Below are 13,855 nucleotides of genomic sequence, written 5' to 3' on the forward strand. Positions count from 1 at the left end.
CTCCTTTATAACGTACAATATCAGTATACAACAAAAGAGAAAATGCTCAGAAAATGTCGTAAAGTAGACTATTATAATTAAAGGAAATAGGAAAATCAAACAGAATACATACACTACTGCTTACTTTTGACGAAAATCATAATATTGGGGTGTAAAATGATGAATGAAAAAATTTTAATCGTTGATGATCAATACGGTATACGTATTTTGCTTAACGAAGTATTCAATAAAGAAGGCTACCAGACGTTTCAGGCTGCAAACGGCCTGCAAGCGCTTGACATCGTGACAAAAGAACGGCCCGACCTTGTGCTTCTGGACATGAAAATTCCCGGCATGGATGGTATCGAAATCTTAAAACGGATGAAGGTCATTGACGAAAACATCCGGGTGATTATCATGACGGCATACGGAGAGCTCGACATGATCCAGGAATCAAAGGAGCTGGGCGCTTTGACGCACTTTGCGAAGCCGTTTGACATCGATGAAATCAGAGACGCCGTGAAAAAATATCTGCCCCTGAAGTCTAATTGACAAAAAGAAGAAACAAATGAATCATGTCATTATGTTGCCGATTTGTCGAAAAGTTGGTATTCTAGTTATGGAGAAAAAGCGATCTGAGTATTTACATATGACAGCAATATATGGGTCATGCTAGGGTGGAAAGCTTTTTTCGCTAGAAGACAATCAGGCTACATAAGGAGGACATTCGACATGCCTTTAGTTTCTATGACGGAAATGTTGAATACAGCTAAAGAAAAAGGTTATGCTGTAGGACAATTTAACTTAAACAACCTTGAGTTTACTCAAGCGATTTTACAAGCAGCTGAAGAAGAAAAATCTCCAGTGATCCTTGGTGTTTCCGAAGGTGCGGGACGCTACATGGGCGGCTTCAAAACAGTCGTTGCTATGGTAAAAGCACTTATGGAAGAGTACAAAGTGACAGTTCCTGTTGCGATTCACTTAGACCACGGTTCAAGCTTTGAATCTTGTGCGAAAGCGATTCATGCAGGTTTCACATCTGTAATGATCGACGCTTCTCACCATCCATTTGAAGAAAACGTTGAAACAACTTCTAAAGTTGTTGAGCTTGCTCATTTCCACGGAGTATCTGTAGAAGCTGAGCTTGGAACAGTCGGCGGACAAGAAGATGACGTTATCGCTGAAGGCGTAATCTACGCTGATCCTAAAGAGTGCCAAGAGCTTGTTGAGCGTACTGGCATCGACTGCCTTGCACCTGCATTAGGTTCTGTTCACGGCCCTTACAAAGGCGAACCAAACCTTGGTTTCAAGGAAATGGAAGCTATCGGTAAAACAACTGGCCTTCCATTAGTTCTTCACGGCGGTACTGGAATTCCTACTGCTGACATCAAAAAATCAATTTCACTTGGTACAGCAAAAATCAACGTGAATACTGAAAACCAAATTTCTTCTGCAAAAGCTGTTCGTGAAACATTGGCAGCTAAGCCTAACGAGTACGATCCACGTAAATACCTTGGACCAGCTCGTGAAGCGATCAAAGAAACAGTTATCGGTAAAATGCGTGAATTTGGTTCTTCAAACCAAGCTTAATTCAATTGGAACATTTATAGCCGCCTGACAGCTTGACAGGCGGTTTTCCGTCTATCTTTAGAAAGCGCAATCATATTCACAGTTCAGAAAATTTCTTAATCAGGGAGGCTTTTTGAAAATGTTATTCTTTGTTGATACAGCTAATATCGAGGAAATTAAAGAAGCGAATGAATTAGGAATTCTCGCCGGTGTAACGACGAACCCTAGTTTAGTAGCAAAAGAAGCTAACGTATCATTCCACGATCGTCTTCGCGAGATCACAGACGTCGTGAAAGGCTCTGTAAGCGCAGAGGTTATTTCTTTGAAAGCTGAGGAAATGATCGAGGAAGGAAAAGAACTGGCGAAAATCGCTCCGAACATTACGGTGAAAATCCCGATGACGTCTGATGGTTTAAAAGCGGTAAGAGCACTTACTGACTTAGGCATCAAAACAAACGTCACATTGATCTTCAATGCCAACCAGGCACTTCTCGCTGCCAGAGCAGGAGCAACGTATGTATCTCCATTCCTGGGACGTTTAGATGACATCGGCCACAACGGACTTGACCTGATTTCAGACGTCAAGCAGATTTTTGACATTCACGGTCTTGAGACGCAAATCATTGCAGCGTCAATCCGCCATCCGCAGCACGTGACAGAAGCCGCTCTAAGAGGGGCTCATATTGGCACAATGCCGCTGAAAGTCATTCATGCGCTCACTAAGCATCCGTTAACAGACAAAGGAATCGAACAATTCCTGGCAGACTGGAATAAATAATTGCAAAGGGCGGCAAACAGCTTTATGCCTGTTTGCCGCAGCCTTTGTTTTTCACCATCTGATACAGCGGACCTACAATGCTGACGCCGCTTTACAGAGAAGGAATCATTGGGCTGCAGAAGCTGATATCGGAATGAAGGGTTTGCGTACTGCTTTTGCCGGATGACGACGATGTCTCTTGAGCCGGTGGGTCTCTGTACTTTCGAAACCTGTACCCCGCAAAGCTTCGCTATTTTCTTCCTGATATTTTACAATGTGTTGTATTCTTTCTCTTCGAATTGGCTAGATTTTGGACATGAGCTTTATTTGCAGAGACAGAATAAAATGACATTTTATTTAGCTCCGCAGCTATCTTCTTATGGAAGGAGACTATCATGGAAAAGTTGAATATTGCCGGCGGTGACTCGTTAAACGGTACAGTACATATCAGCGGCGCTAAAAACAGTGCTGTTGCATTAATACCTGCAACCATTTTGGCAAATTCCGAGGTGACAATTGAAGGGCTTCCAGAGATTTCAGATATTGAAACGCTGCGTGACCTGTTAAAGGAAATCGGCGGCAACGTGCATTTTGAGAATGGTGAAATGGTTGTTGATCCCACGTCGATGATCAGCATGCCGCTTCCTAACGGGAAAGTAAAAAAGCTTCGCGCGTCCTATTATTTAATGGGGGCGATGCTCGGCCGCTTCAAGCAGGCCGTCATCGGATTGCCCGGCGGCTGCCACTTAGGGCCCCGGCCGATTGATCAGCATATCAAAGGCTTTGAAGCGCTGGGGGCTGAAGTGACCAATGAACAGGGCGCTATTTATTTGCGTGCTGAAAGGCTGAGAGGCGCACGCATTTATTTAGATGTCGTAAGCGTAGGGGCAACCATTAACATTATGCTTGCCGCTGTTTTGGCAGAAGGGAAAACGATCATCGAAAACGCTGCCAAGGAGCCTGAGATCATTGATGTCGCGACACTGCTTACCAGCATGGGCGCTAAAATCAAAGGTGCGGGAACCAATGTGATCCGAATTGACGGCGTGAAGGAACTGCACGGCTGCAAGCATACGATCATTCCGGACAGAATTGAGGCCGGGACATTTATGATTGCAGGGGCTGCAATGGGCAAGGAAGTCATTATCGATAATGTGATTCCCACTCATCTCGAGTCGTTAACGGCAAAGCTGAGAGAAATGGGTTATCATATCGAAACAAGCGACGACCAGCTTCTCATTGTCGGCGGGCAGAAGCATTTAAAGCCGGTTGATGTCAAAACCCTTGTATACCCGGGTTTTCCGACTGATTTGCAGCAGCCGATGACGGCGCTTCTGACAAGGGCAAAAGGGACAAGTGTCGTAACAGACACCATCTATTCGGCAAGATTCAAGCACATTGATGAGCTGAGACGGATGGGGGCCAATATGAAAGTAGAAGGCAGATCTGCCATCATCACAGGTCCTGTCGAGCTTCAAGGCGCAAAAGTGAAGGCAAGCGATCTGCGTGCCGGAGCCTGTCTGGTGGTAGCCGGCCTGATGGCTGACGGCGTGACGGAAATTACGGGTCTGGAGCATATTGACCGTGGATACAGCAGCCTTGAGAAGAAGCTTGAGGGGCTTGGAGCGACAATCTGGCGTGAAAGAATGACTGACGAAGAAATAGAACAGCTTCAAAATTCATAATGGTTTCTTGTGGAGAGGAGATCGTGTTGAAATGGAAAGAAGTTTATCAATGGAATTGGTTCGTGTAACCGAAGCTGCGGCATTGGCATCTGCAAGATGGATGGGCCGGGGAAAAAAAGATGAGGCTGATGAAGCGGCAACGAGCGCAATGAGAGACGTTTTTGATACAGTTCCGATGAAAGGAACCGTTGTAATCGGCGAAGGCGAAATGGATGAAGCTCCGATGCTGTATATCGGGGAAAAACTCGGAAACGGGTACGGCCCGCGCGTCGATGTCGCAGTTGACCCTCTTGAAGGCACAAACATCCTAGCAAGCGGCGGCTGGAACGCACTGACGGTTATTGCGGTAGCAGACCACGGCACGCTTCTGAACGCTCCTGACATGTATATGCAAAAAATCGCAGTCGGTCCTGAAGCGGTGGGCTGCATTGATATTGAAGCACCTGTCATTGATAATCTTAAGGCGGTGGCAAAAGCGAAAAACAAGGACGTTGAGGACGTCGTTGCCACAATCTTAAACCGTGAAAGACACGCAAAAATTATTTCTGAACTTCGTGAGGCCGGCGCCAGAATCAAATTGATCAATGATGGCGATGTCGCTGGCGCCATCAATACGGCTTTCGACCATACGGGCGTTGACATCCTTTTCGGATCAGGAGGAGCCCCTGAGGGTGTGCTTTCTGCTGTTGCGTTAAAAGCGCTGGGCGGAGAAATTATCGGTAAACTCCTTCCGCAAAGCGAAGAAGAAATCACACGCTGCAATAATATGGGCCTTGATTTAAGCAAAGTTCTTCGTATGGAAGACCTTGTGAAGGGTGATGACGCGATTTTTGCAGCTACCGGGGTAACTGACGGCGAGCTGTTAAAAGGCGTTCAATTCAAAGGCTCTGTCGGTACAACTGAAAGCTTAGTTATCCGTGCAAAATCAGGCACTGTCCGTTTCGTTGACGGCAGACACAGCCTCAAAAAGAAACCAAATCTTGTAATCCGTCCATAACAAACAGAAAAAGCGGGTGTGAGCCCGCTTTTCTTTTGCAGAAAAGCGTCAACTCTATCAATTGCGTGTCAAAACCTTATTTCAGTTGAATAATTTTTTGAAATAAGGTAAAAATAAAGAGTGCTGCGAATTTTACTGCGTAATTCCTTCTTTTAAGCACTAGGAAAGTTTCAATTTCTACCGCATACAGACGATATAAGTATTGATCTTCTCATGTTTTTGTCCTCGCTTCCTTCAAAACTCATTAAGACAATCCTTTTAACAAAAGCGCCGATCATGGGTGGAAGTGTTACCGATAGAAGTTCCTTTATGTTAAAAAAAGAATGTGCTTTGGCGGATGTTGTGCAAAAGCAGCAGATTACATGCAAGTAAGATATTGACTATGAAAAGCGTGGTGTTTTTATGAAAGACGTATCTATTTCCTCTTTGGAAAATATGAAATTGAAAGAGCTTTATGAACTTGCAAGACATTATAAAATCTCCTATTACAGCAAACTGACAAAAAAAGAACTCATTTTCGCCATTCTGAAAGCAAATGCAGAACAGGAAGATCTGCTGTTTATGGAAGGCGTTCTTGAGATCATCCAGTCTGAAGGTTTCGGTTTCCTGAGACCAATCAACTACTCTCCAAGCTCAGAAGACATTTACATCTCAGCTTCACAAATCCGCCGTTTCGATTTGCGGAACGGAGACAAAGTATCAGGCAAGGTTCGCCCGCCAAAAGAAAATGAGCGTTACTATGGGCTTTTGCACGTTGAAGCGGTAAACGGCGATGATCCCGAATCAGCAAAAGAGCGTGTGCATTTCCCTGCTCTTACACCTCTTTATCCAGACCGTCAAATGGTGCTTGAAACAAAGCCGAACTTCTTGTCTACAAGAATAATGGACATGATGGCGCCGGTTGGATTTGGACAGCGCGGTTTGATTGTTGCGCCTCCAAAAGCCGGAAAAACGATGTTGCTGAAGGAAATCGCCAACAGCATTACAGCAAACCAGCCTGAAGCAGAGCTGATCGTGCTTTTGATCGACGAAAGACCGGAGGAAGTGACCGATATCGAGCGTTCTGTAGCTGGGGATGTCGTCAGCTCAACGTTTGATGAAGTGCCGGAAAACCATATCAAAGTGGCCGAGCTTGTTCTTGAGCGCGCGATGCGTCTTGTAGAACACAAAAAAGACGTCATCATCCTGATGGACAGCATCACACGCCTTGCCCGCGCCTACAACTTAGTGATTCCGCCGAGCGGAAGAACGCTTTCCGGGGGGATTGACCCAGCAGCGTTCCACCGTCCGAAACGTTTCTTTGGGGCTGCGAGAAATATCGAAGAAGGCGGCAGCTTAACGATCCTTGCTACGGCTCTTGTTGATACAGGGTCACGCATGGATGATGTCATTTATGAAGAATTCAAGGGAACAGGCAACATGGAGCTTCACCTTGACCGCACTCTGGCAGAGCGCCGCATCTTCCCGGCTATCGATATCCGCCGTTCGGGAACGCGCAAGGAAGAGCTGCTTGTGCCTAAAGAGCATCTTGATCGTTTATGGTCTATCCGCAAAACGATGTCTGATTCACCTGATTTCGCAGAAAAATTCATGAGAAAAATGAAAAAAACCAAAACAAACCAGGAATTTTTCGATATTCTCAATCAAGAATGGAAACAGGCAAATCTATCATCTACTAGAAGATAAATTGTATTTGCAAAAGAAGTAAATCACTGATATAATTTTCTCATATGCGTTTCGGACAATGCTCCGAAATAATAACTCTGTTTCCACACGGGATTCAGGGCGGAAGGAGATGGATACAATGAAAGCAGGAATTCATCCTAATTTCAAAAAAGCAACAGTTAAATGCGCTTGCGGAAATGAATTTGAAACAGGCTCAGTAAAAGAAGAGGTACGCGTTGAGATTTGCTCTGAATGCCACCCATTCTACACTGGCCGTCAAAAATTCGCTTCTGCTGATGGTCGTGTTGATCGCTTTAACAAAAAATACGGTCTTAAGTAATAATAGATTTTTCAACAGGCAGGAAGCAGTCTTGCCTGTTTTTTATATTGTCTAAAAACACAGCTGGCAGAGAGAGGGGAGCGGAGCCTATGTACATAATGAAACAAAGCGGGTGGCTTGAGCTGATTTGCGGCAGCATGTTCTCGGGGAAATCTGAAGAGCTGATCAGAAGAGTGAAGAGAGCGACTTACGCCAAGCAGGAAGTCAGGGTATTTAAACCTGTGATTGATAATCGCTACAGCGAAGATGCTGTTGTCTCCCATAATGGAACATCGATGACGAGCTATGCCATTTCTTCTGCTGCGGACATTTGGGATCACATCAGTGAGAGTACGGATGTGATTGCCGTTGATGAAGTACAGTTTTTTGATCAGGATATTGTTGAGGTTTTATCATCTCTTGCCGATAAAGGCTACCGTGTGATTGCAGCGGGCCTTGACATGGATTTTAGGGGAGAGCCGTTCGGTGTCGTCCCGAATATTATGGCGATTGCAGAAAGTGTGACGAAGCTGCAAGCGGTGTGTTCCGTCTGCGGATCACCGGCGAGCAGAACACAGCGCCTGATTGACGGTAAACCTGCTTCTTACGATGATCCGGTCATTTTGGTGGGCGCATCCGAATCGTATGAAGCACGATGCAGACACCATCACGAAGTCCCAGGAAAATCTAAAAAATAGTCCAAAACATGGGTATAAAGATAGAAAGCACCGGCTAAAAACACCGGTGTTTTTTTTATATTCTGATAATATTCAATTAAAAAATTTAATTAAGTGTATTAAAAAATTAACTAATTTTCTTCCCTTGAATTTTGATTTTGACAGGCATACAATAGCTTACGTAATGTAAATAGTTTTGAGACATTGTTCGAATAATTGTCACAAAGTCGCATAAAGATCATGATCGGTCATATTTTAGATGGGTTATTACTTAACTTGGTTAACTATTTCAAGAAAGAAGGAGATTTGCTTGAATAACATAAAAAAAACGAAAGAAGGCCACTTAGAAACAACTCTTAGAGGAAAAGAAGTTTTATCTATTCCTACTTTAAATAAAGGCGTTGCTTTTTCAGTAGAAGAAAGACAAGAGCTTGGCTTAGAAGGGCTTTTGCCGCCAACTGTACTTTCTCTTGATCAACAAGCACAACGCGCATACGAGCAATTCCAAGCGCAGCCTGACCGCCTTCGTCAAAATGTTTACTTAAGTGATCTTGCAAACCGTAACGAAGTTCTTTTCTATAAATTGCTGAAAAACCATCTTCGCGAAATGCTTCCTGTTGTATACACGCCAACAGTTGGTGAAGCGATTCAGGAATACAGCCATGAATATAGAAGACCTCAAGGTATCTACTTGTCAATCGACAACATTGACGGTATTGAAAAAGCTTTTGAAAACCTTCATGCGACAGCAGGCGATATTGACCTTATCGTTGCTACTGACTCTGAAAGTATTCTCGGTATCGGTGACTGGGGTGTAGGCGGTATTAACATCGCAATCGGTAAATTGGCTGTTTACACTGCTGCAGCTGGTATTGACCCTAGCCGTGTTATCCCGGTAGTGCTTGATGTCGGTACGAACAACGAAAAACTTCTGAATGATCCTTTATATATTGGTAACAAGCATGAACGTGTTCAAGGCGAACGCTATGAAGCTTTCATTGATGCTTATGTAAAAGCAGCATTGAAATTCTTCCCTAAAGCGCTTCTTCACTGGGAAGACCTTGGTAACAAAAATGCACGCAATATCATGAAAAAATACAACCATGAAATTCTTACATTTAATGATGATATCCAAGGTACAGGCGCGATCACACTTGCTGGTGTGCTTGCTGCTATGAAGAAAACTGGCGCTTCTATTAAAGATCAGCGTGTTGTTGTCTTCGGTGCTGGTTCTGCTGGTATCGGTATTGCTGACCAAATCCGTGACACAATGGTGCTTGCTGGATTATCTGAAGAAGAAGCTAACAAACGCTTCTACACAATTGATTACAGAGGCCTGCTGACTGAAGAAATCGAAGGCATCCTTGATTTCCAAAAACCTTACCTTCGCAGTACAGATGAAGTGAAAGACTGGAAACGCGATGAAAAAGGCCAAATTCCATTCGATGAAGTGGTTCGCCAAGCGAAACCAACGATCTTAATCGGTACTTCAGGGGTTTCAGGTGCGTTCACAGAGGAAATTGTGAAAGAAATGGCATCTCACGTAGAACGTCCGGTTATCATGCCGATGTCTAACCCGACTCACCTTGCTGAAGCAGTTCCTGAAGATCTGTTCAAATGGACTGACGGAAAAGTGCTTATTGCAACAGGAAGCCCATTTGACAATGTAGAATACAACGGTGTTTCTTATGAAATCGGACAATCTAACAACGCATTCGCGTTCCCTGGTCTTGGACTTGGTTCAATTGTAGCTGAAGCGCGTATCATTACGCCTGCTATGTTTGCTGCAACGGCTGATGCGATTGCTGAAATGGTTGATCTTGAAACACCTGGAGCAGGATTGCTTCCAAGCATTGACAAGCTTCAAGAAGTTTCTATTCAAGTTGCGATTGCCGTTGCTGAAGCAGCAATTAAAGACGGGGTAGCAAATCGCCAGCCTGAAGATGTGAAACAAGCGGTTCTTGATGCAATGTGGACACCGGAATACAAAAAAGTCATCGCGAAATAATTAGCGAGTAAATTTTTTCGTCCGAGGGAAAGCTTTTTGTAAAGCTAAAGTATACGGACATAGGATTTGGAGGAGAATATTTTGAGCATCTTAGATATCTTAATCCTCCTGGCACCGATCTTCTTTGTTATCGTGCTGGGTTGGTTTGCAGGACATTTTGGAAGTTATGATGCCAAGTCGGCAAAAGGGGTAAGTACGTTAGTAACGAAATACGCGCTTCCAGCTCACTTTATCGCTGGTATTTTGACAACTTCCAGAAGTGAATTTTTATCTCAAATTCCATTAATGGTTTCTTTAACTATTGGGATTGTTGGTTTCTATATCGTAATTTTATTGCTTTGCAGATTTGTGTTTAAATATGATTTAACGAACTCATCCGTATTTTCTTTGAACTCTGCACAGCCGACATTCGCATTTATGGGTATTCCTGTACTGGGAAGCTTGTTCGGTGCGCAAGAGGTTGCGATTCCGATCGCGGTTACAGGTATCGTTGTTAATGCGATTCTCGATCCGCTTGCGATTATTGTTGCTACTGTCGGTGAGTCTTCTAAGAAAAACGAAGAGGGCGGCGACAGCTTCTGGAAGATGACAGGAAAATCAATCCTGCACGGTCTTTCTGAGCCGCTTGCAGCTGCTCCTTTAATCAGTATGATCTTAGTGCTTTGCGGTGTCACTCTTCCTGAGCTGGGTGTTAAAATGCTTGATCAGCTTGGAAGCACAACATCTGGTGTTGCTCTCTTTGCTGTCGGTGTTACTGTTGGTATCCGCAGTATCAAACTCAGCGTACCGGCATTTGGCATTGCGTTACTCAAAGTTGCGGTTCAGCCTGCGTTAATGTTCCTGATTGCTCTTGCAGTCGGACTTCCAGCTGACCAAACAACAAAAGCGATCCTTCTTGTTGCATTCCCTGGTTCTGCTGTTGCGGCCATGATTGCGACTCGTTTCGAGAAACAAGAAGAAGAAACGGCTTCTGCGTTTGTGATCAGTGCGATTCTGTCATTGATTTCACTTCCGATCATTATTGCACTTACTGCGTAATCAAAAAAGCTCCCTTTACGGGGAGCTTTTTGCTTTAGGTTTGAAATTTGAACAGTGACAGCAGCGGTTTTTTTCTTGTTTTGTTTTTTTCGGAAGCAGCAGCAGTCTCGGGGATCGGCTGAGCGGTGAATTCTTTCATCTGTGAGGTAAGTGATTGCAGGTCTGCAAGGATGTCATCAATCTCTCTGCGGTGCTGAAGCAGCTGATAAGATACACCCTCATCGGCTTTTTGTTTCAGCTGGCGTTCCAGTTCCGTAATCCTCGACAGCAATTCGTTTTCGTCTTGCTTTTGCTGTAATAGGGTATCCAGTTTCTGTTCGAGCTGTTCGATTCTTCGTTCTGTGTCGCCATTTGTTTTTTGGACAATGAAGCCTGTGCGCTTTTTAATGCTTTGCGGCACATGAATATCCTGAATCGCCGTGCCTTCAGAGATTTGTTTTTGAACAGATTTTAGAACTTTCACGTCCTCTGCCGTGAACGAATAGTGTCCGAGCTCATTGCGTTCGGCGGGAAGATTCAGCTGCTTCACCCACCGCTGCACCGTTTTTGCGGAGACGCCGAGTTCACTTGCTACCATATTTGTATTCATGATCCCATACCTCCTTTTTAGCTAGGTATTCGACCATAGAATGCGGTTCCCTTCTCGTTAGACAAAACAAGAAAAGATTCGGCAAAGAAAGTGGGTATCTCCTTTTTTTCTTCAAAAACCGTTATTGTTCATACAGTTCTAATGGAAGCTGGTCAGGATCAAAAAAGAAGGTGAACCGCTTGCCGGTCAGCGGATCTCTTCTGATCGGCTCTGTTTCGATGCCTTTTTCATGAAGCTCCTGAACGGCCTCATCCAAGCTGCTGACTGTGAAGGCGAGGTGGCGCAGGCCTGCCGCTTCAGGCCGTGTTTGGCGTGCGGGCGGATCGGGAAACGAGAACAGCTCAATGACATACGAGCCGTTAAGCGACAAATCAAGCTTATAGGAAGCGCGCTCTTCGCGGTACGTTTCTTGAATCACGTGAAAACCAAGCTTATGTACGTAGAAAGCTTTCGACTTTTCATAATCTGAACATATGATTGCAATATGATGTATGGATTTCAGCAACATCATCCCTCCTCTATTCCCAGTATAGCAGAGGAGTCTTTTCCAGCTGGGATTGAAATGCTTTTGACTGGGGTTAAGCACTATACTATAATGAGAATGTTACGCACAGGAAAACAGAGGTGAAGACCGTGTTAGACCGTTTAAAGTCAATCGAAGAACGATACGAAAAATTAAATGAGCTTTTAAGCGATCCAGAAGTAGTCAACGATCCGAAAAAGCTAAGAGAATATTCAAAAGAGCAATCTGATATACAAGAAACAGTTGACGTATATAGACAATACAGAGATGCGTCAGAACAGCTGACTGATGCAAAAGCAATGCTTGAAGAGAAGCTGGACGCTGAGATGCGCGACATGGTGAAGGAAGAGATTTCTGAACTTCAGAAGGAAACGGAAACACTGTCAGAACGCCTGAAAGTGCTCCTGATCCCGAAAGATCCGAATGACGACAAAAACGTTATTATGGAGATCCGCGGAGCTGCGGGAGGCGAGGAAGCCGCTTTATTCGCGGGCAACCTGTACAGAATGTATTCCCGTTATGCTGAGCTTCAAGGCTGGAAAACAGAGGTCATGGAAGCGAGTGTAACCGGAACGGGCGGCTACAAAGAGATCATCTTTATGATTACGGGAAGCGGCGCATATTCTAAACTCAAATATGAAAACGGCGCCCACCGCGTACAGCGTGTTCCTGAAACAGAATCAGGCGGCCGTATCCATACATCTACTGCAACAGTAGCATGTCTTCCTGAGGCAGAAGAAGTAGAGGTTGACATTCATGAGAAGGATATCCGTGTTGATACGTTTGCATCAAGCGGACCAGGCGGACAAAGCGTTAACACAACAATGTCTGCCGTTCGTCTGACGCACTTGCCGACGGGTGTTGTTGTATCATGCCAAGATGAAAAATCTCAAATCAAGAACAAAGAAAAAGCAATGAAGGTTCTCCGTGCCAGAATCTACGATAAATTTCAGCAGGAAGCCCAGGCTGAATATGATCAAACACGGAAATCAGCAGTTGGATCAGGTGACCGCTCTGAGCGTATCCGCACATACAACTTCCCGCAAAACCGTGTGACGGATCACAGAATCGGCCTGACGATTCAAAAGCTTGATCAGATTCTTGAAGGAAAACTTGACGAAGTGGTTGAAGCGCTGATCGTTGAAGATCAAGCAAGCAAGCTTCAGCAGTCGGAAGGTTAAGATGAAGACGATATTTGAAGCCCTGAAATGGGCTTCTTCTTATTTAACCGAAGCGGGAAGAGAAGAAAATGCAGCCGAGCTTCTTTTGCTTTATGATACCGGAATGGACAGAAGCAAGCTGCTCGCCAGCTTACAGGAACCGATTGGTGAAGACGAACTATATCGCTTTAAGCGTCACGTTGAGATGCATAAAGAGGGCGTGCCGGTTCAGTACATTATAGGAAAAGAGTTTTTTTACGGACGGGAATTTATGGTGAATGATGATGTGCTGATCCCGCGGCCGGAAACAGAAGAGGTTGTCTATCATCTGCTTGAAAAATATCGGCATGTCTTTTCTGAAGACGGCAAGCTCGAAGTCGTTGACGTCGGTACAGGGAGCGGAGCGATAGCCGTCACCCTTGCGCTTGAAAACAAAAACTTTTCTGTGTCGGCTGTCGATATCTCGAAAGAGGCGCTGCAAGTCGCCTCCGCCAATGCAGAAAAGCTCGGAGCAGATGTGCACTTTTATCAGGGCGATCTGCTTGAGCCTTTTATTAAGGCAGGCAAAAAAGCGGATATTGTCGTCTCGAATCCTCCTTATATTTCAGAAGAAGAAATGGCTGATCTATCAGAGATTGTTCGTTTTCATGAGCCGCTGCACGCCCTCACCGACGGCGGAGACGGGCTGAAATTCTATAAGCGGTTTATGGAAGATCTCCCGCTTGTCATGAAGGATAAAGTGTTTGTCGTTTTTGAAATCGGATGGAAACAGGGTGCAGCGGTCAAAGAGCTGATCCTCAAGGCGTTTAAGGGTGCGGAAGTAGAAGTGCTGAAAGATATTAACGGAAAAGACAGAACCATATGCGCCGTTATTCATAAAGATATATAA

The 13,855-nt window shown here is 44.6% G+C and carries 15 protein-coding genes; 13 read left to right on the plus strand and 2 right to left on the minus strand.

Annotated features, from left to right (window positions below; all coding sequences use genetic code 11):
• The first annotated feature begins 156 nt into the window (after positions 1–156).
• From spo0F to AC4CV5_RS02220, 11 genes are all read left to right on the plus strand, one after another.
• On the plus strand, positions 157–531 hold the full coding sequence (gene spo0F / locus AC4CV5_RS02170) for a sporulation initiation phosphotransferase Spo0F (RefSeq protein WP_003227621.1): 375 nt from the start codon (positions 157–159) through the stop codon (positions 529–531).
• Positions 532–711: 180 nt separating this feature from the next.
• Positions 712–1,569 (plus strand): class II fructose-bisphosphate aldolase, encoded by an 858-nt coding sequence (locus tag AC4CV5_RS02175; RefSeq protein WP_166847215.1) that lies wholly within the window; start codon positions 712–714, stop codon positions 1,567–1,569.
• A 118-nt stretch (positions 1,570–1,687) separates the two neighbouring features.
• Positions 1,688–2,326 (plus strand): fructose-6-phosphate aldolase, encoded by a 639-nt coding sequence (gene fsa, locus AC4CV5_RS02180; RefSeq protein WP_222142463.1) that lies wholly within the window; start codon positions 1,688–1,690, stop codon positions 2,324–2,326.
• A gap of 374 nt (positions 2,327–2,700) precedes the next feature.
• Positions 2,701–3,990 (plus strand): UDP-N-acetylglucosamine 1-carboxyvinyltransferase, encoded by a 1,290-nt coding sequence (murA, locus tag AC4CV5_RS02185; RefSeq protein ID WP_014115520.1) that lies wholly within the window; start codon positions 2,701–2,703, stop codon positions 3,988–3,990.
• A 31-nt stretch (positions 3,991–4,021) separates the two neighbouring features.
• Complete coding sequence (glpX, locus tag AC4CV5_RS02190) at positions 4,022–4,987, plus strand: class II fructose-bisphosphatase (protein WP_166847220.1); 966 nt, start codon at positions 4,022–4,024, stop codon at positions 4,985–4,987.
• A gap of 213 nt (positions 4,988–5,200) precedes the next feature.
• Positions 5,201–5,359: a hypothetical protein gene (locus AC4CV5_RS02195; protein ID WP_490922019.1), complete on the plus strand. Its 159-nt coding sequence runs from the start codon at positions 5,201–5,203 to the stop codon at positions 5,357–5,359.
• Between the two features lie 30 nt (positions 5,360–5,389).
• On the plus strand, positions 5,390–6,673 hold the full coding sequence (rho, locus tag AC4CV5_RS02200) for a transcription termination factor Rho (protein WP_166847223.1): 1,284 nt from the start codon (positions 5,390–5,392) through the stop codon (positions 6,671–6,673).
• 118 nt (positions 6,674–6,791) lie between these two features.
• The gene (gene rpmE, locus AC4CV5_RS02205; protein WP_003151132.1) at positions 6,792–6,992 is read left to right on the plus strand and encodes a 50S ribosomal protein L31; all 201 of its coding nucleotides are present in this window, start codon (positions 6,792–6,794) and stop codon (positions 6,990–6,992) included.
• Positions 6,993–7,081: 89 nt separating this feature from the next.
• Positions 7,082–7,669, plus strand: coding sequence for a thymidine kinase (locus AC4CV5_RS02210; RefSeq protein ID WP_166847225.1), 588 nt, complete (start codon positions 7,082–7,084; stop codon positions 7,667–7,669).
• A gap of 289 nt (positions 7,670–7,958) precedes the next feature.
• A complete protein-coding gene (gene malS, locus AC4CV5_RS02215) occupies positions 7,959–9,656 on the plus strand; it encodes an oxaloacetate-decarboxylating malate dehydrogenase (RefSeq protein WP_217501651.1) in 1,698 nt (565 codons plus the stop codon).
• Between the two features lie 81 nt (positions 9,657–9,737).
• On the plus strand, positions 9,738–10,694 hold the full coding sequence (locus AC4CV5_RS02220; RefSeq protein ID WP_072183002.1) for an AEC family transporter: 957 nt from the start codon (positions 9,738–9,740) through the stop codon (positions 10,692–10,694).
• A gap of 34 nt (positions 10,695–10,728) precedes the next feature.
• On the opposite strand, the gene racA is transcribed toward AC4CV5_RS02220, so the two are convergent.
• Together racA and gloA2 are read right to left on the minus strand one after the other, a co-directional pair.
• A complete protein-coding gene (gene racA, locus AC4CV5_RS02225) occupies positions 10,729–11,283 on the minus strand; it encodes a chromosome-anchoring protein RacA (protein WP_166847229.1) in 555 nt (184 codons plus the stop codon).
• A gap of 121 nt (positions 11,284–11,404) precedes the next feature.
• Positions 11,405–11,791 carry an SMU1112c/YaeR family gloxylase I-like metalloprotein gene (gloA2, locus tag AC4CV5_RS02230; RefSeq protein ID WP_166854573.1) on the minus strand — a complete coding sequence of 129 codons (387 nt, stop codon included), beginning with the start codon at positions 11,789–11,791 and terminating at the stop codon, positions 11,405–11,407.
• Between the two features lie 125 nt (positions 11,792–11,916).
• Here gloA2 and prfA point away from each other — a divergent pair, with 125 nt between their 5' ends.
• A complete protein-coding gene (gene prfA, locus AC4CV5_RS02235) occupies positions 11,917–12,987 on the plus strand; it encodes a peptide chain release factor 1 (protein ID WP_166854574.1) in 1,071 nt (356 codons plus the stop codon).
• Between the two features lies 1 nt (position 12,988).
• Positions 12,989–13,855, plus strand: coding sequence for a peptide chain release factor N(5)-glutamine methyltransferase (gene prmC, locus AC4CV5_RS02240; protein ID WP_166847232.1), 867 nt, complete (start codon positions 12,989–12,991; stop codon positions 13,853–13,855).

This window comes from Bacillus sp. NS1, assembly GCF_058248265.1.

What these genes read in the sequence shown, in the direction of transcription:
- racA (WP_166847229.1), bottom strand. Translation starts at nt 11,283, where the DNA reads ATGAATACAAATATGGTAGCAAGTGAACTCGGCGTCTCCGCAAAAACG.
- AC4CV5_RS02175 (WP_166847215.1), top strand. Translation starts at nt 712, where the DNA reads ATGCCTTTAGTTTCTATGACGGAAATGTTGAATACAGCTAAAGAAAAA.
- rho (WP_166847223.1), top strand. Translation starts at nt 5,390, where the DNA reads ATGAAAGACGTATCTATTTCCTCTTTGGAAAATATGAAATTGAAAGAG.
- rpmE (WP_003151132.1), top strand. Translation starts at nt 6,792, where the DNA reads ATGAAAGCAGGAATTCATCCTAATTTCAAAAAAGCAACAGTTAAATGC.
- AC4CV5_RS02210 (WP_166847225.1), top strand. Translation starts at nt 7,082, where the DNA reads ATGTACATAATGAAACAAAGCGGGTGGCTTGAGCTGATTTGCGGCAGC.
- gloA2 (WP_166854573.1), bottom strand. Translation starts at nt 11,791, where the DNA reads ATGTTGCTGAAATCCATACATCATATTGCAATCATATGTTCAGATTAT.
- fsa (WP_222142463.1), top strand. Translation starts at nt 1,688, where the DNA reads ATGTTATTCTTTGTTGATACAGCTAATATCGAGGAAATTAAAGAAGCG.
- AC4CV5_RS02195 (WP_490922019.1), top strand. Translation starts at nt 5,201, where the DNA reads ATGTTTTTGTCCTCGCTTCCTTCAAAACTCATTAAGACAATCCTTTTA.
- spo0F (WP_003227621.1), top strand. Translation starts at nt 157, where the DNA reads ATGATGAATGAAAAAATTTTAATCGTTGATGATCAATACGGTATACGT.
- prmC (WP_166847232.1), top strand. Translation starts at nt 12,989, where the DNA reads ATGAAGACGATATTTGAAGCCCTGAAATGGGCTTCTTCTTATTTAACC.
- glpX (WP_166847220.1), top strand. Translation starts at nt 4,022, where the DNA reads ATGGAAAGAAGTTTATCAATGGAATTGGTTCGTGTAACCGAAGCTGCG.
- murA (WP_014115520.1), top strand. Translation starts at nt 2,701, where the DNA reads ATGGAAAAGTTGAATATTGCCGGCGGTGACTCGTTAAACGGTACAGTA.